Source organism: uncultured Xylophilus sp. (assembly GCA_913776965.1).
Classification (GTDB): domain Bacteria; phylum Pseudomonadota; class Gammaproteobacteria; order Burkholderiales; family Burkholderiaceae_C; genus Xylophilus.
The window spans coordinates 1-20,477 of sequence record CAJYQL010000053.1; the positions used below are offsets into that span (position 1 = coordinate 1).

At 68.5% G+C, this 20,477-nt stretch carries 19 protein-coding genes and 1 pseudogene; 17 read left to right on the plus strand and 3 right to left on the minus strand.

Going from position 1 to position 20,477, the window contains the following annotated elements; genetic code table 11:
* From QZ500_RS07460 to QZ500_RS07470, 3 genes and pseudogenes are all read left to right on the plus strand, one after another.
* A pseudogene (locus tag QZ500_RS07460) lies at positions 1 to 1,101 on the plus strand (DNA ligase-associated DEXH box helicase); the annotation flags it as partial.
* Between the two features lie 70 nt (positions 1,102 to 1,171).
* Positions 1,172 to 1,915, plus strand: coding sequence for a ligase-associated DNA damage response endonuclease PdeM (pdeM, locus tag QZ500_RS07465; RefSeq protein WP_295853055.1), 744 nt, complete (start codon positions 1,172 to 1,174; stop codon positions 1,913 to 1,915).
* Positions 1,916 to 2,201: 286 nt separating this feature from the next.
* On the plus strand, positions 2,202 to 2,591 hold the full coding sequence (locus QZ500_RS07470; RefSeq protein WP_295853058.1) for a VOC family protein: 390 nt from the start codon (positions 2,202 to 2,204) through the stop codon (positions 2,589 to 2,591).
* An 82-nt stretch (positions 2,592 to 2,673) separates the two neighbouring features.
* On the opposite strand, the gene QZ500_RS07475 is transcribed toward QZ500_RS07470, so the two are convergent.
* The 3 genes from QZ500_RS07475 to QZ500_RS07485 form a co-directional block, all read right to left on the minus strand.
* Positions 2,674 to 3,222 carry a TPM domain-containing protein gene (locus tag QZ500_RS07475; protein ID WP_295853061.1) on the minus strand — a complete coding sequence of 183 codons (549 nt, stop codon included), beginning with the start codon at positions 3,220 to 3,222 and terminating at the stop codon, positions 2,674 to 2,676.
* Positions 3,222 to 4,154 carry a TPM domain-containing protein gene (locus QZ500_RS07480; RefSeq protein WP_295853066.1) on the minus strand — a complete coding sequence of 311 codons (933 nt, stop codon included), beginning with the start codon at positions 4,152 to 4,154 and terminating at the stop codon, positions 3,222 to 3,224. The genes QZ500_RS07475 and QZ500_RS07480 overlap by 1 nt, the downstream gene beginning before the upstream one ends.
* 73 nt (positions 4,155 to 4,227) lie before the next feature.
* On the minus strand, positions 4,228 to 4,815 hold the full coding sequence (locus QZ500_RS07485; protein ID WP_295853068.1) for a LemA family protein: 588 nt from the start codon (positions 4,813 to 4,815) through the stop codon (positions 4,228 to 4,230).
* A gap of 415 nt (positions 4,816 to 5,230) precedes the next feature.
* Here QZ500_RS07485 and tssB point away from each other — a divergent pair, with 415 nt between their 5' ends.
* The 14 genes from tssB to QZ500_RS07555 all read left to right on the plus strand — a co-directional run.
* On the plus strand, positions 5,231 to 5,755 hold the full coding sequence (gene tssB / locus QZ500_RS07490) for a type VI secretion system contractile sheath small subunit (RefSeq protein ID WP_295853071.1): 525 nt from the start codon (positions 5,231 to 5,233) through the stop codon (positions 5,753 to 5,755).
* Between the two features lie 58 nt (positions 5,756 to 5,813).
* Positions 5,814 to 7,316: a type VI secretion system contractile sheath large subunit gene (gene tssC, locus QZ500_RS07495; RefSeq protein ID WP_295853074.1), complete on the plus strand. Its 1,503-nt coding sequence runs from the start codon at positions 5,814 to 5,816 to the stop codon at positions 7,314 to 7,316.
* Between the two features lie 47 nt (positions 7,317 to 7,363).
* Positions 7,364 to 7,846 carry a type VI secretion system tube protein Hcp gene (locus QZ500_RS07500; protein WP_295853077.1) on the plus strand — a complete coding sequence of 161 codons (483 nt, stop codon included), beginning with the start codon at positions 7,364 to 7,366 and terminating at the stop codon, positions 7,844 to 7,846.
* A 33-nt stretch (positions 7,847 to 7,879) separates the two neighbouring features.
* Complete coding sequence (tssE, locus tag QZ500_RS07505) at positions 7,880 to 8,314, plus strand: type VI secretion system baseplate subunit TssE (RefSeq protein ID WP_295853081.1); 435 nt, start codon at positions 7,880 to 7,882, stop codon at positions 8,312 to 8,314.
* Positions 8,315 to 8,372: 58 nt separating this feature from the next.
* A complete protein-coding gene (gene tssF, locus QZ500_RS07510; RefSeq protein ID WP_295853086.1) occupies positions 8,373 to 10,136 on the plus strand; it encodes a type VI secretion system baseplate subunit TssF in 1,764 nt (587 codons plus the stop codon).
* Positions 10,100 to 11,131, plus strand: coding sequence for a type VI secretion system baseplate subunit TssG (gene tssG / locus QZ500_RS07515; RefSeq protein WP_295853089.1), 1,032 nt, complete (start codon positions 10,100 to 10,102; stop codon positions 11,129 to 11,131). Before tssF ends, tssG begins: the two co-directional genes overlap by 37 nt.
* A 20-nt stretch (positions 11,132 to 11,151) precedes the next feature.
* Entirely contained in the window at positions 11,152 to 13,923 is a 2,772-nt protein-coding gene (gene tssH, locus QZ500_RS07520; RefSeq protein WP_295853092.1) for a type VI secretion system ATPase TssH, read from the plus strand.
* 8 nt (positions 13,924 to 13,931) lie between these two features.
* The gene (gene tssI, locus QZ500_RS07525; protein ID WP_295853095.1) at positions 13,932 to 15,902 is read left to right on the plus strand and encodes a type VI secretion system tip protein TssI/VgrG; all 1,971 of its coding nucleotides are present in this window, start codon (positions 13,932 to 13,934) and stop codon (positions 15,900 to 15,902) included.
* A 4-nt stretch (positions 15,903 to 15,906) separates the two neighbouring features.
* Complete coding sequence (locus QZ500_RS07530) at positions 15,907 to 16,653, plus strand: toxin-antitoxin system YwqK family antitoxin (protein WP_295853099.1); 747 nt, start codon at positions 15,907 to 15,909, stop codon at positions 16,651 to 16,653.
* A gap of 2 nt (positions 16,654 to 16,655) precedes the next feature.
* Positions 16,656 to 17,045 (plus strand): DUF4280 domain-containing protein, encoded by a 390-nt coding sequence (locus QZ500_RS07535; protein WP_295853102.1) that lies wholly within the window; start codon positions 16,656 to 16,658, stop codon positions 17,043 to 17,045.
* Between the two features lie 7 nt (positions 17,046 to 17,052).
* Positions 17,053 to 17,319, plus strand: a complete 267-nt coding sequence (locus tag QZ500_RS07540; RefSeq protein ID WP_295853105.1) for a hypothetical protein — start codon at positions 17,053 to 17,055, stop codon at positions 17,317 to 17,319.
* A 15-nt stretch (positions 17,320 to 17,334) separates the two neighbouring features.
* The gene (locus QZ500_RS07545) at positions 17,335 to 18,282 is read left to right on the plus strand and encodes an ABC transporter substrate-binding protein (protein WP_295853109.1); all 948 of its coding nucleotides are present in this window, start codon (positions 17,335 to 17,337) and stop codon (positions 18,280 to 18,282) included.
* 17 nt (positions 18,283 to 18,299) lie between these two features.
* Positions 18,300 to 19,574, plus strand: a complete 1,275-nt coding sequence (locus tag QZ500_RS07550) for a cation:dicarboxylase symporter family transporter (RefSeq protein WP_295853112.1) — start codon at positions 18,300 to 18,302, stop codon at positions 19,572 to 19,574.
* Positions 19,575 to 19,581: 7 nt separating this feature from the next.
* The coding region (locus tag QZ500_RS07555) for a cation:dicarboxylase symporter family transporter (RefSeq protein WP_295853116.1) at positions 19,582 to 20,477 on the plus strand (896 nt) is incomplete at its 3' end.

The following is a 20,477-nucleotide window of genomic DNA, read 5'->3' on the forward strand; positions in this document are numbered from 1 at the left end:
CTCGGCTTGGCCAGCCTGGTCGCCTGGCGCGCCGCGCAGGGCGAGGCGGGCACCTTCTCGATCGCGGTCAACGACTACGGGCTGGAGCTGCTCAGCGCCACCGAGCGCGACTGGGCCGCGCTGCTGCCGGACTTGCTGCGCATCCGCGCCGCCGACGAGCCGGGCTACGAGGAGGGCGACGCAGGCGAGGGCTCCGGTCGCTCCGCCGACGACCGCGCCGCCGCCCGCCTGCGGCCGGACGACGCGCTCGGCATCCGCAACACCGCCAACGCCGCCGCGCAGGACGCGGCCGGCAACGTCGCCGATCCGGCCGACGCCGCCACCGCTGCCGACCGCCGCGCGCTGCTGCACGAGGTGCTCGCCAGCCTGAACGCCACCGAACTGGCGCGCCGCCGCTTCCGCGAGATCGCCCGTGTGTCGGGCCTGATCTTCCAGAGCCATCCGGGCGAGCGGCGCAGTGCGCGCCAGCTGCAGGCCTCGTCCACCCTGTTCTTCGAGGTGTTCCGCAAGTACGACGAGCAGAACATGCTGCTGCGCCAGGCCGACGAGGAGGTGCTGAGCCAGGAACTCGACGTGGCGCAGCTGCTGGCCAGCCTGCGCCGCATGCAGGCCCAGGCGCCGGTGGTGCGCGCCCTGGAACGCCCGAGCCCGTTCGCCTTCCCGCTGATGATCGAGCGCTTCCGCGAGAAGCTGACCAACGAGAACCTGGCCGACCGCATCGCCCGCATGCTGCAGCAGCTGGAGACCGCCGCCGATGCGCCTGCCGCCGCACAAACGGCCGCAGTACCCGATCCGCTGGCGCTGGTGCCCCCCGACCCGCCGCCGCCGTCCGCGGCCCGCCGGTCGCGCCGCAGCTGGAAACCGCAGGTCGCCGGCGACGATCCGGCACCGCCGGCGCCCGTGCCGGCGGCCGACCCGGCGCTGACCGAATCGGCGGCGGAAGTGCGCAAGATGCTGGATTTCTCGCTGACGTCGAAGGCGGAGGAACTGCCGCCGCGGGCTGCGGCGGCGCCGTCATCGTCGTCTTCGGATGCGGGTGCACGCCCGAGCCGGCCGGCCCGCCGCCCGCGCCGGCCGTCGCGGCCGTTGCCGCCGCTGTAGGCGGATCGACGTCCGTCCCCAAAGCCCGGCTGCTGCAATGCCATGCGGGCGCAGGCCTAATGGCGGCCGCATGCCTTCGATGACGTCCTTCGCCCTGCCCGCCGCGTCCGGCCGGGAAGCCCCCCGCCCGCCGTCGCCGGCCGTCGCACCGTTCGCCACCACCGTGGCCGGCGAAACCGTCTGGCTGCTGGCCGACCGCGCCCTGTTCTGGCCCGCCGCCCGCACGTTGTTCGTCGCCGACATCCACCTCGGCAAGGCCGCCACCTTCCGCGCCCGCGGCCTGCCGGTGCCGGCCGGCACCACGCAGGACAACCTCGACCGGCTGTCCGATCTAGTCGACGGCCATGCGGCTGCGCGGCTGGTGGTGCTCGGCGACTTCCTGCACGCGGCCGAGGCACAGACCGCCGGCGTGCTCGGCGCGCTGCACGGCTGGCGCGCGCGGCATCCGGATCTGGCGGTGACGCTGGTCCGCGGCAACCACGACAGCCATGCGGGCGATCCGCCGGCGTCGCTCGGCATCGCCCTCGTCGACGAGCCGCACCTGCTCGGCCCGTTCGCCTGCTGCCACCATCCGCAGCGCCATCCGACCCACACGGTGCTGGCCGGCCACGTGCATCCCGCCGTGCAGCTGCGCGGGGCCGGCCGCGATGCGCTGCGGCTGCCGTGCTTCGGCGTCGAGGAGGGCCTGGTGCTGCTGCCCGCGTTCGGCGAATTCACCGGCACCCATGCACTGCAGGCCCGGACGGGCCAGTCGCTCTACGCTGTCGGGGCGGGCCGGGTCTGGCCGGTGCCGCAGGCGGTGCGGAACTGTTGACAGTAGGAGTAGACGGCCGGGGGTCAACGGTCGGCAGTAGCGGTAGGCGGTAGGTCTCGTCGTGGCCGGTGCCGCTGGGCCAGCGTCAGGCGTCCGGCAATCTGCTGGCCCCGGACCCGGCTTCCCGATAGGGAGGTCCCCCGTCCTCTGCGGCTGCCGGTGGTGCCCACTGGCTCCCGCGCGACAGTCGCCTCCGCCAGCGCGGTGCGGTCCGGCGCTACGATGCCGCGGCACGGGTCGCCATTCCGGCCGGCCCCGTCGCGTACTGCTTCGGAGACACATACCCATGTTCAGCCACGTCATGCTCGGCGTCAGCGACCTCGACACCTCCCGCCGCTTCTACGACGCGCTGCTCGCCACCGTCGGCGTGCGGCCCGGCGTCGCCAACGGGCAACGCTACTTCTACCGCAACGCCCAGGGCACCTTCGCGATCACCCGGCCGATCAACGGCGAGCCGGCCTCGCACGGCAACGGCGCGACCATCGGCTTCGCCGCGGAATCGCCCGAGCAGGCCGATGCCTTCCATGCGGCGGGCCTCGCCGCCGGCGGCACGACCTGCGAGGACCCGCCGGGCTGGCGCGACGGATCGGTCGGCCGGCTGTACCTCGCCTACCTGCGCGATCCGGACGGCAACAAGATCTGCGCGGTGCACCGCCCGCCGCGTCCGGCTGCCTGAGCCTCGGCCCGTCGCCCGCTGGTGGGCGACTGGATTTCCGATGGAAAAGCGATGCCGGCGCCCGCTGCGGCTGCGCAGGGTGCTACTCTTTCAGGAGCGGATCGCCCTGCAGAACCGGCCGGTCGGGCAGGGCGTTGAAGTCGTCCTGCGGATCGTCCGAGGGCAGGGTCGGGAAGTGCGCCACCAGCAGCGCGGACACTTCCTCCAGCGCCTGCGTCAGCCCATCCTCGTAGCGGCCGGCGCTGAAGGCGTCGCCCATGTGGGCGACCAGCCGCTGCCAGCGGCCGGTGTCCACCAGCCGGTTCAACCCGCGGTCGGCCACGATCTCGATCGCATGGTCGGCCAGCAGCAGGTAGATCAGCACGCCGTTGTTGTGCTCGGTATCCCAGACCCGCAGCTTGCCGAACAGCGTCACCGCCCGCTCGCGCGCGGTGGCGCCGCGCCAGAGGTAGCTCGACGGCAGGCCGGCCTCGATGCAGATGCGGATCTCGCCGGTGTGGCGCTGCTCGCTCGCCGCCACGCGGCGCATCAGCCGGTCGAGCATCGTCGGCGGGATCGCGCGGCGGATGTCGCTCTCGTCGCGCCAGCGATGGCGCAGGATGCGCAGGAGGTTGGAAAAAACGCCTGCCATCACCAGTCCCCCGAGGCGCCGCCGCCACCGAAATCCCCGCCGCCGCCGGAGCGGAAGCCACCACCGCCGCCCCCGCGGCCACCGCCGAAGCCGCCGCTCCAGCCGCCCGCGCTGCCGGCTCCCAGACCGGCGCCTGCGCCGATGCTCGGGAAGCCGAAGCCCCGCCGCCGTACCCCCTGCGGCGCGCGGCCGAGTAGCCCGATCAGCAGGGCGACCGCCGCGGCGATGCCGGCGAGCAGCAGGCTCCAGGTGAAGACGAAGGCGAGCACGCCCATCGCCGCCCCCGAGGCGACCGCCCCGAGCGGCCGGCCCAGCGTGCGCCGGAACAGCCCCGAGACGATCGGCAGGGCGATGAAGGCGAACACCGCCAGGTCGAACCACTGGAAGCCCGGCGGACTCGGCGCGCGCTCCTCGCCGTCGATCGACGCCTGCGCGGCGTCCGGTGCCGTCGGCGCCGGCTTGGGCAGCGCCTCGGCCCGCACCCGGGTCTCGATCCGGTCGATCGCCGCGGTCAGGCCGTCGGCATAGGCGTTGCGGCGGAACGCCGGGGTGATCGCCTCGTCGATGATCTCCTTGGCCGCCAAGTCGGGGATCGCTCCCTCCAGCGCCTTCGCGACCTCGATGCGCACCCGGCGGTCGCGCTTGGCGACGATGATGATCAACCCGTCGCCGATCGCCCGCCGGCCGATCTTCCAGGCGTTGCCGACCCGGTTGGCATAGGCGGCGATGTCCTCCGGCGCGGTGGTCTGCACGATCAGCACCGCCGCCTGCGAACCGGTGGCCTGCTCGAAATTCACCAGCCGCGCTTCCAGCGTCTGCTTCTGGTCGGCCGTCAGGGTATTGGTGATGTCGGTGATGTGGGCGGTCGGCTGCGGCACCGGCTGCAGCTTCTGCGCACGGGCCGGCAGGGCGATCCCGCCGATCGCTATCAAAAGCAGAGCTGTCAGCGCACGCAGGACGTGCGCTAGAGCCGGTTTGGCGTCTGAAAAAAGGCGGATGTCCACGCTACTTGCGGCCGAAGTCGACGGTCGGCGGCACGGAGATCGCGGCTTCGTTCTGGACCGTGAAGCTGGGCTTGGGCTGGTAGCCGAACACCTTGGCCGTCAGATTGGTCGGGAAGCTGCGGGCCTTGATGTTGTAGTCCTGCACGGCTTGGATGTAGCGGTTGCGCGCCACGGTGATGCGGTTCTCGGTGCCTTCGAGCTGCACCCGCAGATCGCGGAAGCCCTGGTTGGCCTTCAGGTCGGGATAGCGCTCGGACACCACCAGCAGCCGCGACAGCGCGCTCGAGAGTTCGCCCTGCGCCTGCTGAAAGCGCTGCAGAGCCTGCGGATCGTTCAGCGTCTCGGGCGTCACCTGCACCGAGGTCGCCTTGGCCCGCGCCTCGACCACCCGGGTCAGGGTGTCCTGCTCGAAACCGGCTTCGCCCTTGACCGTCGCCACCAGGTTGGAGATCAGGTCGGCGCGGCGCTGATATTGGTTCAGCACCTCGCTCCAGGCGGTCTTGGTCTGCTCGTCTAGCGTCTGGAATTCGTTGTAGCCGCAGCCGCTGAGCGAGGCGGCGAGCAGCAGGCAGGCGAGGAGTCGTTTCATGGTCGGCCAACGCTTGGTAAGGGAGCCTACGAGTCTGACACACGGGGTGCGGGGCCCTGTGACAGACGACAGTCCTGCCGATTCCTTACGTTCTTTCTGCGTATGCAAGATGTAACCGCGGCGGCCGCCGCCCCAAATGTGGGCGCTGACCTTGTAACAACGACGAATCAAAAAACTGCCGCAAAAGAAAGGGCAGTGTTTTCGTCCCAATCTCGCGGATGGCAGGGTTCTCCAGCGAAACAAACGCATGCAAATGGCCTACACTTTTTAACGCTATGACCCGATGACTAGGGCATCCCCGCCGCCGCGGTTGGGGTGCGCAGGCCGCGGGACCATCGCCTGCGCCGGCCAGGGGCGACCACCAGGGTGCGCTGCGCGGTTGTTTTCTCTCCTCAATCTGCTCACTGGGAAGCCTATGTCTGATAGCTTGCAAAAATGGGTTGGACGCAACCGTCCGCCGCGCGTCCAGATCACGTACGACGTCGAGATCGGCGACGCGGTCGAGAAGAAGGAACTGCCGCTGGTCGTCGGCCTTCTGGCGGACCTGTCCGGCCAGCCGGCAACGCCGCTGCCCAAGATGAAGGACCGTCGTTTCGTCGAGATCGACCGCGACAACTTCAACGACGTGATGGCCAAGATCGCCCCGCGCCTGGACCTGTCGGTGCCGGACACTGCCAAGGGTGACGGCAACCTGAAGATCGAGCTGAACTTCCAGCAGTTCTCCGACTTCCATCCCGAGTCGATCGTTGCCCAGGTGCCCCGCCTGACCAAGCTCCTCGAAGCCCGCCAGCAACTGCGCGACCTGCTCGGCAAGCTCGACGGCAACGACGAACTCGACGGCCTGCTGGAAAACATCCTGCAGAACACCGAAGACCTCAAGACCCTCAAAGCCCAGGCCGGCGGCAACGCGGCGCCTGCCGAGGAAACGCCCGCTGCGTAAGCGATCCCGCAGCGCGCGCAAGCCGCACGCACTGCTCCCAATCTGAATGGTGGAATAGATGGCTACAAAATCCGAAGCCGGCGCGGATGCCGGCGCCGCAGGCGTCAACACGACCAGCGAACTCAGCCTGCTGGACAAGATCGTCCAGGAAGGCAACATGGTCGCCGAGCCCTCGCAGGGCGACTACGCGAAGAAGCTGCTGGGCCAGTTCGCGTCGCAGATCCTCGACGAAGGCATGCGCACCAGCCCCGACAAGTCCGTCGTGGCGACGATCAACGAGCGTGTGGCCGAGATCGACCGCCTGCTGACCGACCAGGTCAACGCGATCCTGCACCACCCCGACTACCAGAAGCTCGAAGCCTCCTGGCGCGGCCTGCGCGACATGGTCTACGGCTCCGAGACCGGCCCGCGCATGAAGCTGCGCCTGATGAACGTCAGCAAGAAGGACCTGCTGAAGGATCTGGAGACCGCCGTCGACTACGACACCAGCGTGCTCTTCAAGAAGATCTACGAAGAGGAATACGGTACCTTCGGCGGCAACCCCTTCTCCGTGCTGATCGGCGACTACTACTTCGGCCGCCATCCGCAGGACCTCTCGCTGCTCGAGCGTATCTCCAAGGTCGCCGCCGCCGCGCATACCCCCTTTATCTCCGCCGCCGCACCGACGCTGTTCGACATGAAGTCGTTCACCGAACTGGGCGTTCCGCGCGACATGTCGAAGATCTTCGAAAGCGCCGAACTCGCCGCCTGGCGCGGTTTCCGCGAATCGGAAGACTCGCGCTACGTCTCGCTGGTGCTGCCGAGCTACGCTGCGCGCCTGCCCTACGGCAACAAGACCGTGCCGGTCGAGAGCTTCAACTTCGAAGAAGACGTGGACGGCACCGACCACAGCAAGTACCTGTGGGCGAACTCCGCCTACCAGCTCGGCCTGCGCCTGACCGACGCCTTCGCCAAGTACAGCTGGACCACCGCGATCCGCGGTGTCGAAGGCGGCGGCCGGGTCGACGGCATGGTGGCCCACACCTTCAAGACCGACGAAGGCGACGTGGCGATGAAGACCCCGACGGAGGTGACCATCACCGACCGCCGCGAGAAGGAACTCAACGACCTCGGCTTCATCGCGATCGTGCATTCCAAGGGCTCGAACTTCGCCAGCTTCTTCGGCGGCCAGACCGTCAACAAACCGAAGCTGTACGACAAGGACGCGGCCAACGCCAACGCCCAGCTCTCTGCCCGCCTGCCCTACGTGCTGGCCGCCTCGCGTTTCGCCCACTACCTGAAGGTCATGGTGCGCGACAAGATCGGCAGCTTCCAGACCAAGGAAGACCTGCAGCGCTACCTGAACCGCTGGATCGCTGGCTACGTGCTGATCAACCCGGCGGCCACCCAGGACCAGAAGGCGGCTTTCCCGCTGAGCGCCGGCCGCGTGGACGTGAGTGAGATCCCCGGCCGTCCGGGCTCCTACCGTGCCGTCTGCTTCCTGAAGCCGCACTTCCAGATGGAAGACCTGACCACCTCGATCCGCCTGGTCGCCGACCTGCCGGCACCGGCAGCCGCCTGAGCGGAACCAGCGTCTTCGTCCATCCTCATCGACATTGAAAGAATACTATGCCCATCTATCTCAAGATCGCACCGATCAACGGCCAGTCCACCGCCACCGGTCATGACAAGGAACTCGAGATCGACCATTTCTCGAGTAGCGTCTCTCTGCAGATGCACAGCAACGCCAAGAGCAACGGCGAGCGCACCTCCGGCCGTTCCGATGTGCAGCCCATCACCTGCTCGCGCATCATGGACTCGGCTTCGCCGCTGATCATGGAATACTGCGCCGCCGCCAAGGACGTCGAGTCCGCGATCCTGACCGTCGAGCGCGAGAATGCCGGCGCATCGCTCAACATCGTCACCTACACGCTGAGCAACGTGTACTTCAGCCAGTACAACGTCGGCGTCAGTTCGACCGGTGATGCGCAGGAGAGCTTCACCCTGGACTTCGCGAAGATCAACGTGAAGTACAACGCGCAGTCGAAGGACGGCAACGATCTGGGCGCTGCGCTCTTCGATTGGGACATGACGAAGAACTCGACCAAGTAAGGTCGGTTCTGCCGATGCTCCGTCCGCCGCGCCATGCCTGAACTCGCACGGGGCCTCAACGTCCCGCTGTTCGACAGGCTGCGTGCGGAGGACGGTACCGCGTCCGTGCACCAGCAGCATCTGCTGGTGTCGAGGTCCGCGGTACAGGAATCCATCGGACGCGAGCTTCAGCGCCTGTTCAATACCCGCCGCGCGTCGGGCGGCGCCCTGGTGGCAGGGCCCGACGCGACGGTGCTGGACTACGGCATTCCCGATTTTTCGCCGCTGTCGGTCCATAGCGGGCCGGACCGCGACGCATTGGCTGCCGGCATCGCCGATGCCATCCGCTGGTTCGAGCCGCGGCTTTCGCAACCGAAGGTGCAGGTGCTGCCGCCCCGCGACCCCGGTGGCCCGGTGATCGTCCTCGTGACGGGCGACGCCCTCATCGAAACCCGTGTGGAGCGTGTCGCATTCGACATGCCCCTCTGACTTTTTCGTTTTTCCACCCGCCAGCACATCCGCCCACCAGCCGACCCGCGGTCCGACGATGCCCGACCTGCAGCACAGCGATCTTCTGCACTACTACCAGCGTGAGCTCTCCTACCTGCGTGGCGAGGGCGCAGATTTCGCACGCCGGTATCCGAAGATCGCGTCGCGGTTGATGCTGCACGGCTCGGAGTCCCTCGATCCGCACACCGAACGGTTGATCGAGTCGGTCGCTTTCCTGGGCGCCCGCGTTCACCGCGACCTGGACCAGGAGTTCCCGCAGATCGCGATGTCGCTGCTGGACAACCTTTGTCCGACCCTGATGCAGCCGCTGCCCTCGATGACGGTGGCGCAGTTCCGCCTCGACCCGGCGCAGGGCAAGGTGACGTCCGGCTTCCGGGTCGCGCGCCATACGCCGCTCTATGCGGAAGCGGTCACCGGGGAGCAGTGCCGCTTCCGCACCAGCTGGAACACGGTCCTGTGGCCCCTCGCCGTCGAGCATGCGGCGATGGAGCATGACGGCGTGCTGCGCATCACCCTCGCCTGTGCCGAGGACACCGACTTCTCCGAGCTGGAGATCGACGACCTGCGGTTCCACCTGCAGGGCGACGACATGACGGTGATGCCGCTCTACGACGCCCTCGTGTCGGGCCTGCGCAGCATCGTCGTGGCCCCGCAGGACGGTGCGCCGCAGGTGCTGCCGCCCGACGCCTGGCGCGAAGTCGGCTACGGCGAGGACGAGACGGTCCTGCCGCTACCGGCCCATGCGCAGCCGGCCTACGCACTCTTGCAGGAATATTTCGCGTTCCCGCGCAAGTTTCATTTCTTCGATCTGCGGCGGCTGCGCGGCCGTCTCGGCAGCGGCCGCCGCTGCGACCTGCTGCTCAGACTCGACCGGCCGCTGCGCAGTCTGTCGCGCATCACCGCAGAGAACTTTGCGCTCGGCTGCACGCCGGCGATCAACCTGTTCGTGCGGCCGAGCGAGCCGCTGCAGGTGGACCACCGCCACCACGAATATCTGCTAGTCGCCGACCGGCTGCGGGAGGCCAATACCGAGGTGCATTCGGTGCTGTCGGTCACCGCATCCAATCCGGATGCCGCCCGGCCGATCGAGGTGCCGAGCTTCGCGGCCGCGTCGCACACCGACACCGATGCGGCGACGCTCTTCTGGTCGGTGCGCCGGGCGGTCAGTCGGCGTGCGGACCTGCCGGGCACCGATGTGTTCATGACCTTCGTGGACCAGACCAATACGCACCGGTCGCCGTCCGAACCGGTGGTCTATGCCCGGTTGCTCTGCACCAACCGGCAACTGGCCGAACAGGTGCCGGCGGGCGCACGGCTGGTGGCCGAAGGGCCGCCGCAGCCGACTATCGTGCGCTGCCTTTACGAGCCGACCCCGCAGCGCCATCCGCCGCTCGACGGCGAAACCCTGTGGCGGCTGGTGTCGCTGCTGACGCTCAACCACCAGTCACTGGTCGACGGCTCCACCGGCACCGCGCAGCTGCGCGAGATGCTGCGCCTGTTCGCCTCCGAGAGCCGGCGCGACCACCAGCAGATCCGGGGCATCGTCGGGCTCGACGCGCGCCCGGTGACGGCGCACGTCGGCACCGATGCCTGGCGCGGGTTCTGCCGCGGCACCCATGTGACGCTGGAATTCGAGGACGACGCCTTCGCGGGCGGATCGTCGCTGCTGATGGCCGCCGTGCTGGCGCGCTTCTTCGCGCTCTATACCTCCGTCAATGCATTCGTGCGCCTGTCCGTGCGGCAGGGCGACGAAACGAGGAAGCAATGGGAACCGATGACCGGCCGCCAAACGGTGCTCTGATCCAGCGCCTGCTGCAGGCGCCCCAGCGGTTCGACCTGTTCCAGGCGATCAGCCTGCTCGAACGCGCCGCGCCGGAAGCGGTCGCGGTCGGCGAAGGCGACGGCAGCCGACCGGAGGCGGTGCGGCTGCGGGCGCTGATCTCGCTCGGTTTTCCGCCCAGCGACGTGGTGTCCGTCAAGGAAGACCCGCCCACCGGCGAGCGCTTCGCGCTCACCTCGCCGGTGCTCGCGCTCGGCGGGGCGAGCGGTCCGCTGCCGCTGGCCTTCACCGAGGAACTCCTGGCCCGCCAGGCAGTCCGCGACCATGCGACCGCGGATTTCCTCGACATCTTCCACCACCGGTTCCTGTCCTTTCTCTATCGCAGCCGACGCAAGCACCGCATCGGACTCGACTGGCAGTCGCCCGACGCGTCCACGCTGGCGGACATGCTCGATTTCGTGAGTGCGCTCGGCGTCAAGCGCGACGGCGGCGGCGGTGCCTGGCTGCGCCATGCCGGTCTGCTCGGCGGCGCGCCCCGGTCGATGAGCGGCCTGCTGCAGCTGCTGCGTGACCGGCTCGGACTGCCGGTACAGGGCCGGCAGTTCGTCGGGGGCTGGCGTGCGCTGGAGCCGGCCGCGGTGCCCCGCGTGTCGGCCTCGGCCGGGCCGCAGGCGGCGCGGCTCGGGCGCAATACCGTGCTCGGCCGGCGCGTCTGGGACCAGGGCGCAGGCGTGGCCCTCACGTTCCGGGTGCCACGGGACCGCATGGAGCCGATGCTGCCCGGCGGTCCCGACCATGTGCTCGCCGCACGGCTGGTGCGTCGCTACGTCCAGCAGGACATCGATGTGACATTCACGCTCAAGCCGGTGCCGGGCCCGCGCGACCTCAGTATGCTCGGCCGCGCGTACCCGATGCGGCTCGGCTGGACGTCGTGGCTCCATACCGGAGCGGCGACCCCTCGGCCGGTGCGGACCGGGTTCCGCATGGCGACCGCCCCGACGGCCACCACCCCTTGATTCGACACGACAGGAACACCATGCAGATCGATATCCGGACCTTGCTCGGTCGGCTCAATCCCACCAGCAAGCTAGCGATGGAGCAGGCCGCCGAACTCTGCGTGCAGCAGACCCACTACAACGTGGAGATCGAGCACCTCCTGACACGCCTGCTGGAAGCCGACGCACCCGACGTGCTGGCGATCCTGGCGCGTTTCGAGGTGTCGCGCGACACCGTGCAGGCCCAGCTGCAGAAGGCGCTCGACGACTTCAAGCGCGGCAACGGCCGTACGCCGGCGCTGTCGCCCGAGCTGGTGCCGCTGCTCCAGGAAGCGTGGCTGCTCAGCTCGATGCTGCTCGGCCAGCAGCAGATCCGTTCCGGTACGCTGGTGCTGGCGCTGCTGGAGGTCGACAGCCTGCGCGGACGCCTGCTCGACGCCGCCCCGGCACTGCTGAAGATTCCGCGCGGCGTGCTGCACGAGGAACTGCCGGCGCTGATGGCCCGGTCGACCGAGGATGCCGGCGAGGCCGTGGCGGGCGCGCCCGGCGCCGGTGCGCCGTCGGCCGGCGCCGCGCCGGCGCCCCCGGCACCGCAGATGCCTACCGCGCGCCGCAACGGGTCGTCCACGCCGTCGCTCGACCAGTTCACCGTCGACATGACCGAGCTCGCCCGCCAGGGCGCGATCGACCCGATCCGTGGCCGCGATGCCGAGATCCGGCAGATCATCGACGTGCTGCTGCGCCGCCGCCAGAACAACCCGATCCTGACCGGCGAGGCGGGCGTCGGCAAGACCGCCGTGGTCGAAGGCTTCGCCCAGCGGGTGGTCCAGGGCGACGTGCCCCCTGCGTTGCGCAAGGTGTCGGTGCGCTCGCTCGACCTGGCGCTGCTGCAGGCCGGCGCCGGGGTGAAGGGCGAGTTCGAGAACCGGCTGAAGTCGGTGATCGCCGAAGTCAAGGCGTCGCCGGTGCCGGTGATCCTATTCATCGACGAAGCCCACCAGCTGATCGGCGCCGGCGGTGCCGAAGGGCAGGGCGATGCCGCCAACCTGCTCAAGCCCGCCCTTGCGCGCGGGGAATTGCGCACCATCGCGGCCACCACCTGGGCCGAATACAAGAAGTACGTGGAGCGCGACCCGGCGCTGGCGCGCCGCTTCCAGGTCGTCAAGGTGGACGAGCCGTCGGAAGAGGTGGCGATCGATATGCTGCGCGGCATGGTCGCGACGCTGGAGCGCCACCACGGCGTCGAGATCGTGGACGAGGCGGTGCGCGAAGCCGTGAAGCTGTCGCACCGCTACATCACCGGTCGCCAGCTTCCCGACAAGGCGATCAGCGTGCTCGACACCGCCTGCGCCCGTGTCGCGATCGCACAGAACGGCGTGCCGGAGGAGCTGGAGTCGATCGGCCGCGACATCACTGCGGCGGAGAGCCAGATGCGGGTGCTGCGGCGCGAAGCCGCGACCGGGCAGGACCACGCCGCGGCGATCGAGTCCCTCGCGGCGCAGCTCCAGGCATCGAAGGAAAGGCAGAAGCACCTGTCGGACAAGCTGGGCGACGAAAAGCGCGCGGTCGAGGAGATCGTGGCGCTGCGCAAGCGCATCACGGCGGCCTCCGATGCCGAACCCGCCACGTCCGCCCTCGTCCCGTCGGTGCCGCAAGCCGAGGCTCCGGCAGCGCCTGCCGCTGCCGCCACGTCGGAAGACGAGGCCGTCGAGGAAGACCTCACGGCGCAGCTGCGCCGGCTGGAGAAGGGCCTCGAAGCCGTCCAGAGCGACGAGCCGATGGTGCCTATCTGCGTGGATGCGGGCTCCGTCGCCTCGGTCATCTCCGGCTGGACCGGCATCCCGGTCGGCAAAATGCTGGCCGACGAACTGCACATCGTCCTCAACCTGAAGGAAAAGCTCGCCGAACGGGTGGTGGGCCAGGACCAGGCGCTCGACACCATCGCCCGCCGAGTGCGCACCTTCCGTGCCGACCTGGACGATCCGGGCAAGCCGGTCGGCGTGTTCATGCTGGTCGGCCCGAGCGGCGTCGGCAAGACGGAGACGGCCTTCGCGTTGGCCGACATGCTCTACGGCGGCGAGCGCAACATGGTCACCGTCAACATGTCGGAATTCCAGGAGGCGCACACCGTCTCCGGCCTCAAGGGCGCCCCGCCGGGCTACGTGGGCTATGGGCGTGGCGGCGTGCTGACCGAGGCGGTGCGTCGCAGGCCCTACAGCGTCGTCCTGCTCGACGAGATGGAAAAGGCGCACCCCGACGTGCTGGAGCTCTTCTTCCAGGTGTTCGACAAGGGCATCATGGAAGACGGCGAGGGCGTGCAGATCGATTTCAAGAACACGCTGATCCTGCTCACCTCGAACGCCGCGCAGGACGTGATCACGCAGGCCTGCCAGGGCGGCCGCCGGCCCGATCCGGAAGAGCTGGTCGAACGGCTGCGGCCCGAACTGCTCAAGCAGTTCAGTCCGGCGTTCCTGGGCCGCCTGACGCTGGTGCCGTACTACCACCTGGGCGACGCGCAGATCCGCTCGATCGTGGAGCTCAAGCTCGGCAAACTGGCGCGCCGCTTCGAGACCAACCACAAATCGAGCTTCACCTGGGCGCCCGACGTGGCCGACGCGATCACCGCGCGCTGTACCGAAGTCGACAGCGGCGCCCGCAATGTGGACCACATCCTCGCGCATGCGGTGCTGCCCGAGCTGTCGCGGCAGGTGCTCGAGCGCATCTCGATGGCCGAGCCCTTCGAGGCGGTCCACATGGGCCTGGATGCCGAGGGTGGCTTCACCTTCGCCTTCCGGTCGCCGCAACTCGCCTGAGACGGATCATGAGAGAGGGCTACACGCAGGACAACATGGCGCTGGCGGTGACCACACCGCTGGGGCCGGATGTGCTGCTGCTCGACGCCCTCTACGGCGAGGAGGGCATCTCGCGCCTCTACCGCTTCACGCTCGAGATGCGCGCGTCGTCGGACACGGTGGACCCGTCGGCCCTGCTCGGCAATTCCGCCACGGCGTCGATCACCATGCCGAGCGGCGCCAAGCGCTACATCCACGGCATCGTCTCCCGCTTCGTGCACATCGGCGGTGCTGCGGACTTCGTGCTTTATTCGGCCGAACTGGTGCCGCGCCTCTGGCTGCTGACACTGGGGCGCGACCGGGTCGTGTACCAGAACAAGACGACGGCCGAGATCCTGGCAGCGGTGCTCAACGAGGCCGGCGTCGTCTTCGAGGACAAGCTCACCGGCAGTTATACCGCCCGCGAATACTGCGTGCGCTACGACGAGACCGCCTTCGACTTCATCTCGCGGCTGATGGAGGAGGACGGCATCTTCTACTTCTTCACCTTCGCCGACGGCACCCACACCATGGTCCTGGCCGATGCCGCATCGGCCCACGAGGACTGCGCCGACGCGGCGGCATTGAAGGTGCGCATGCACTGGCAGGACGGGCGTTTCGACGAAACGGACGTGGCGCACTACGAACTGGAATCGCGCGTGGTCGGCAAGGACCAGGTGGTCGGCGACTATTTCTTCGAGACGCCCAAGACCTCCCTGAAGGCCGAGTCGGTGGGTTCCGACGGCAAGGGCAGCGACTACCTCTATCCCGGCCGGCACACGGTGGTGGCCGACGGCACCAAGCGCGCCAAGACGATGGTCGAGGCGCAGCAGGCCGAGGCCGCTGTCGGCCACGGCGAAGGCTTCACCGCGGCGCTGGTGCCGGGCGGCAAGTTCGCTCTGTCGAACCATCCGCGTGCGAGCCTCAACACCGACCAGGTCGTGCTGCGGGTCGAGCACCGTGCCCGTGGCCGCCAGTATTCCAATACCTTCGAAACTTTCGCCCATGCCGTGCCCTACCGCGCGCCGCTGCGCACGCCGCGGCCGGTGGTGATCGGCAGCCATACCGCAGTGGTGGTGGGGCCGAGCGGCGAGGAGATCTGGACCGACAAGTTCGGCCGCATCAAGCTGCAGTTCCACTGGGACCGCCTCGGCGTGAACGACGAGAACAGCTCGTGCTGGGTGCGGGTGTCGCAGGCCTGGGCAGGGCAGGGCTGGGGCCAGCTGTTCCTGCCGCGCATCGGCCAGGAAGTGATCGTCAGCTACATCGATGGCGACCCGGAGCGGCCGCTGGTGACCGGCAGCGTCTACAACGCCGACCAGACGGTGCCGGTGACGCTGCCGGGCTCGCAGACGCAGAGCACGATGCGCTCGCGCTCCACCAAGAGCGGCACCGCCGGCAACGAACTGCGCTTCGAGGACAAGAAGGATGCCGAGCAGCTCTACCTGCATGCCCAGAAGGACATGCTGGTGGAGATCGAGAACGACCTGACCACGACGGTGCTGGCCGGCGCCGAGGTGCACACGGTCAAGAAGGGCGACCGGACAGTGGCGGTGGAAACCGGCAAAGAGACGCACACCGTCAAGGGCACGCGCTCGGTCGAAGTCACGGGCAACGAGACCCATACCGACAAGGCGGATTTCACGCACGATGTCGACGGCAACTACAAGCTCACGATCAAGGGCAACCTGACCATCGACGTCACCGGCAGCATCAAGATCAAGTCGGGCACCTCGTTCGCCATGGAGGCGGGCACCTCCCTGGCCGGCAAGGCGGGCACCGAGCTGACCCAGGAAGCCGGCACCAACCTGACCAACAAGGCAGGGATCAATCTCACGAACAAGGCGTCGGCCAAGCTCGCCAACGAGGCGGCGATGATGGACAACAAGGCGTCCGCCATGCAGACCGTCGACGGCGGCGGCATGCTGGTCGTCAAGGGCGGCATGGTGAAGATCAACTGACGCCATGGCCACGCTTCCCGCTTCCCTTCCGTCGTCGCTGCCCCTGCCTGCACCCGCTGCACCGCAGGGACCGGGCGTGGACGAGGTCCACGAGATGCATGCCGACGACGGCTGGCTGCAGAGTTCCACCAGCCTGCGCGACGGTGTGTTGCACGGGCCGCTGCGGACCTTCCAGGCCGACGGTGTGCCGGAGTCCGAGGTCTCTTATGTCGCCGGACAGCGCGACGGGCTGCAGCGCCTCTACGATGACCAGGGCCGGCTGGCCATGGAATCGACCTTCCGCCAGGATGTGCAGGAAGGCCCGACCCGCGTCTACACCGAAGGCCGGCTGGTCTACGACCAGAAGTTCGCCAAGGGCGTGCTGCACGGCGAGACGGTGGGATACACCGAGTCCGGCGACGTCGGCGTACGGCTCGCCTATGTGGCGGGGGCGCTGGAGGGCGAGTCCCAGTTCTTCCACGAGGGCCGGCTGGTGCGCCGCTCCCGCTACCGCAAGGACAAGCTAGAAGGCGAAACGCTCGACTACGATCGCGACGGCGCGGTGGTGCAGTCGGCGCAGTACAAGGCGAATGTGCTGCACGGTGTGCTGCGGCGCTACTGGCCCAACGGTGCCGTGATGGAGGAAATCCTCTACAAGCAGGGCAAGCCGGTCGGCCTTCCGCAGCGCTTCGATGCCGAGGGCGTGGCGCAGGGTGCGGTCAAGGGCGCGAAGTTCTTCAAGAACATCGAGAAACTGGTGAGGGGCAGCTGACCATGGGCATGCAGGAAGTCGCCACGTGCATGCTGCAATGCAGTTTCGGCGCTGCGCCGACACCGCTCACCGTGCTGCCGATCAACCGCGTCCTGTGCGGCGGACCGCCGGCGGCCAACATCATGGACCACGCGCCGGTAGTCAACATCGTGCCGTTCGGCGTGTGCACGTCCCCGTCGAATCCGACCGTCGCGGCCGCCACCGCCGCAGCCCTGGGCGTGCTGACGCCGATGCCCTGCGTACCTGCGACACCCGCCCCCTGGGTGCCCGGATCGCCGACCGTGCTGCTCGGCAACATGCCGAGCCTGCAGGACGCCTCCAAGCTGATGTGCATCTGGGGCGGCGTGATCCAGACCGTGGCCCCCGGGCAGTTCACCACCATGGTCCCCTGAGAATCCCATGCAGTACGTATTCACGATGACTTCCCGGATGGTGGCGATCGCCGGCGCCTGCGCGGTGCTGCTGTGCATCCTGCTGTTCCTGCTCGGCGTGGAGATCGGCAAGACCGTCGCGGCACCGTCGTTGCCGGCCGGCCTCGGCGTCCCGTCCGTGCCCTCCATTCCGTCTCTTCCCGGCGCCGCGGCGCCGGCCGCCGCACCTGCCGGCAGCGTGTCGCCCGCCGCAGCGCCGGCGACCGCACCGGCACCATCCACCGCCCGTCCCTGAACCGGGAACACCGTCATGCTGACCTTCCTCCAGAATCTCTTCTCCCGACCGCCGTCCTTCCGCGGACGGCTGCGCACCACCGCGGTCGTCCTGCTGCTGGGCGGTGCCGCGCTCTCCCACGCACAGGCGCCGGCATCTGCACCCGCACCGGCCGCCACGGCGGCGGCGCGCGCAGCGAGCGCCGCGTTCGCGCCGACCAGCAAGCTGGTCCAGGTCGCCGACGGCCGGCTGCTCGCCCCCGACATCGCCCGCATCGTCAACCAGGGCGAACTCGTCGTCGCGATGCTCGACATCAACACGCCACCGTTCTTCTACGAAAAGAACGGCGAATGGGTCGGACTGGAAGTCGATTTGGCCAAGGCCCTGGCCGACGAACTCGGTGTCAAGGTGCGCTTCAACCGCAGCGCCAAGACCTTCAACGGCGTGGTCGACCTGATCGCCCGGGGCGAAGCCGACGTCGCGGTGAGCAAGCTCTCGCGCACGCTGGCCCGCACCCAGGTCATCAGCTTCAGCAACACGTATCTGACGCTGAACCATTCGCTGATGCTCAACCGCGTGAAGTTCGCGCAGGTCACGCGCGACCGGCCGCTGTCGGACGTGGTGCGCAGCTTCGACGGCTCGATCGGCGTCATCGCCAAATCGTCCTTCGCCTATTACGCCAAGCGCAACTTCCCGCGCGCGAAGATTACCGAGTACCCCAGCTGGGACGAGGTGCTGCGCGCGCTCTACAAGGGCGACGTGATCGGCGCCTACCGCGACGAGTTCGAGGTCAAGCGCATCCTGAAGGTCGATCCGACCGCCTCGCTGCTGCTGCGCACCGTCACCTTCAAGGATCTGGAAGACACGCTGGGCATCGGCGTGTCGATCACCGACCCGACGCTGCTGGCGTTCGTCAACGAGTTCCTCGCGCAGCGCAGCGAGAAGCTCAACATCACCAAGGTTTTGCAGGCGCTCGAGCGCTGAACCTCGAGGACCCTTCCATGGACGCCAAGAAACTCTATTCCCTCGTCATCAACCCCTGGGTCGTGATCGGCAGCCTCGCCGCCGGCGTGGCCCTGGGCATGACCGCACCGGCCGTCGCGATCAGCCTGGGCTTCATCGGCGACATCTATGTCGATCTGCTGAAGATGGTCACGCTGCCCTTCATGATCTCTGCCGTGATCTTCAGTCTGCAGCGGCTGTTCCGGGACGGCGGCACCGGCCGGCTGCTGGGCCGGGTCGCGGTCGTGTTCCTCGCCTTTTCCGCCTTCGTGGCGATCGTCGGTGCGGTCACGCTGCTGGTGATGCGGCCGGGCGAGAACCTGTCGCAGGCCACGATGGAAACCTTCGGCCAGATCGTCGGCGGCGACCTCAGCTCGACCGACACCGCGATGAACCTGCGTGGCGTCGACGAAGAGCAGAAGACCGCCGGCTTCACCGACATGCTGGTCAGTCTGGTGCCCGCCAACATCTTCTCGGCGCTGGCCAACGGCGACACCCTGAAGGCCCTGGTGTTCGCGCTGCTGTTCGGCCTCGCGGTCGGCCATGTGCCGACGCGCATCTCCGAGGGGCTCACGCACGCGCTGGAAACCATCTACCAGGCCTGCCAGACGCTCACCCACTGGCTGAGCTTCCCGCTGCCGATCGTGCTGTTCTGCATGAGTGCGGCCCAACTCGGCAAGACCGGCCTGGAGCCGCTGCGGGCTATGGCGCAGTTCGTTCTCGCCTTCTTCATCGTGTCGCTGGTGCTGGTCGCGGTGGCCGCGGTCGTGATCTGGAAGCGGTCGAACAACACGCTGCCGCAGACGCTCAATGCCCTGCGCGGTCCATTCGCCCTCGCGCTCGCCACCCGCAGCAGCGCGACCTGCATGCCGATCATGATCGAGAGCCTGGTCGAGCGGCTGGGCTTTGCCCGCTCGCGGGTCGAACTGCTGGTGCCGCTGTCGGTGTCGCTGCTGCGGATCGGGCCGGTGGTGTACTACGTGTGCGCCACGCTTTTCATCGCGCAGCTCTACGGCCGGTCGCTGACCTTCATGGAGGTGTCGGTGGTGATCGTCGCGTCGATCCTGGCGGGCTTCGCCTCGGCCGGCATGACGGGCCTGGTCACGGTGTCGCTGGTCGGCATGACCTGCTCCTACCTCGGTCTGCCGTTCGAGGCCGCCTTCATCCTGTTCCTCGCGGTCGATCCGATCTGCGACATGCTGCGCACGCTGGTGCTGGTGATCGGCAACACCGCTGCGGTGTCGCTGGTGTGTCCGCGGCCGCTGAAGATCTGAGCCGTCCGTGCCGCCGATCCCGTCCCGCATGACGCTGCTCGACCGCTTCTCGCACAGCACGCTGGTGCTGCTGCTCTGCCTGCTGCTGGGCGGGGCGGTGGGCGCCTACGTGCCCGAGATCGGCACGCCGGCCCATGTGATCGGCCAGCTGTACCTGGCCGCGGTGAGCATGGCGGCGATACCGCTGCTCGTCGTCGCCACCTTCTTCGGCTTGCGGCAGACGATGCGGCTGCCGCATCCGGTCCGGCGGGTATCGATGATCGCGGGCCTGGCCATCGTGCTGGTGGTGGGCGCTTCGGTGGCGGGCACGCTGCTCGGGTCGCTGGCGTCGCCGGGCGGTCAGCTCGATCCCGATGCGCGGAACTACCTGGGTTCGCTGGTGCAGCGGGCGGGTGGGGACGGCGACAACGCCGAGATGCTGCTGTACGGCCAGGATCCGCCGAAGCCGGCGGTGCATCCGCTGACGAGCATCTTCCCCAACAACTTCTTCTACGAACTGGTCGAAGGGCGGTCGCTCGGCATCCTGTCCTGCGCGATCCTGTTCGGTCTGGCGTTCGCACTGGCCCGGCCGCAGAACGGCGCGCTCGACCATCTGCTCGAAGGCATCTACCGGGCGCTCGAGCTGATCATCTCCCGCGCCACGCTGCTGGTGCCGGTGCTTGCGTTCAGCGTCGCCGCGCACCTCATGTCCGACAGCGATCCGCGCATCTTCCACGCGATGGGCGGTTTCCTCGCGTGCTTCCTGCTGCTGGTGCTGCTGTTCTCGGTCGCGGCGACCGTCATCATCCAGAAGCGCAGCGGCCAGCCGTATGTCGAGGTGCTGCGCAGCCTGAAGACCCCGATGCTGGTCAGCCTCGCCTCGGCCAGCTCGACCGCCAGCATTCGCCACACCATCGCGGCGAT